The organism is Flaviflexus sp. (assembly GCF_041440645.1).
GTDB lineage: Bacteria > Actinomycetota > Actinomycetes > Actinomycetales > Actinomycetaceae > Flaviflexus.
In genome coordinates this window covers 9309-10230 of the sequence record NZ_JASDVN010000033.1, presented here as the reverse complement: position 1 = coordinate 10230, position 922 = coordinate 9309, and the positions used below count along the sequence as shown (strand labels likewise).

Sequence of the window (922 nt, the reverse complement as noted above, 5' to 3'; positions counted from 1 at the left end):
ACCCCGACGAGGAAACACTCAGTACGAGACACTGCCCTTATTCCTTGGAATTCCGCCACTCCCTCCCGCCCCGAAAGTTGGTTCATGACCCACGTGAGCTCCGGCTTTACTACGGATGTCATCAAGATTTCATGCAGAATCAACCCTCATATCACCCCCCCACCCTGGCGACTTTCAGATTCTCTCGTTATTGCGTGTTGAGCGTCACTGGATGATTCAACTTTGAATAGTTGAAGCATCAATCATCTTGTGTCATACTCGTTTACGGAGCGGAACCCCAACCGCTTAAAAACCTAGAAATCTAAACCTAAGGAAGACTCCATGGCTAACCTCAACGAACTCAACGGCACCTACGTTCTGGACACCACCCACACCCAGATCGGCTTCGTCGCCCGCCACGCAATGGTGACCAAGGTCCGCGGCCGCTTCAGCGAGTTCGAGGGCACCGCCACCACCGGCGAGAACCTCCAGGATGCCAAGATCTCTGTGACCATCCAGGCTGCTTCCGCTTCGACCGGCAACGCCGATCGCGACGGTCACCTCCAGACCCCCGACTTCTTCGACACCGAGAACCACAAGACCATCACCTTCGAGTCCACCAACATCGAAGCTGACGGCGACGACCTCATTGTTACCGGCGACCTCACCATCAAGGATGTTTCCCACCCCGTGACCATCCCCTTCGAGTACGCAGGCTCCGCTCAGGATCCCTTCGGCAACGAGCGCGTTGGCCTCGAGGGCAAGGTTGCTGTCAACCGCAAGGACTGGAACATCGACTTCGACGTCCCGCTAGCTACCGGTGGCCTCCTCGTCTCCGAGAAGATCACCCTCGAGTTCGAGATCTCCGCTATCAAGCAGGCCTAAGTTCTCCCTGTGAACTAATGCAGTCATCGAAGTGGCCGGCACGCATTGCGTGCCGGCC

1 protein-coding gene is annotated in these 922 nt (G+C 56.7%); it reads left to right on the top strand.

Annotated elements, in window-relative coordinates:
- Positions 1-321: 321 nt before the first annotated feature.
- On the top strand, positions 322-864 hold the full coding sequence (locus QMB98_RS04650) for a YceI family protein (protein WP_371684508.1): 543 nt from the start codon (positions 322-324) through the stop codon (positions 862-864).
- Positions 865-922: the final 58 nt, after the last annotated feature.

Excerpts from the sequence above, each read along its gene's own strand:
- QMB98_RS04650 (WP_371684508.1), top strand. The coding sequence starts at position 322 with ATGGCTAACCTCAACGAACTCAACGGCACCTACGTTCTGGACACCACC.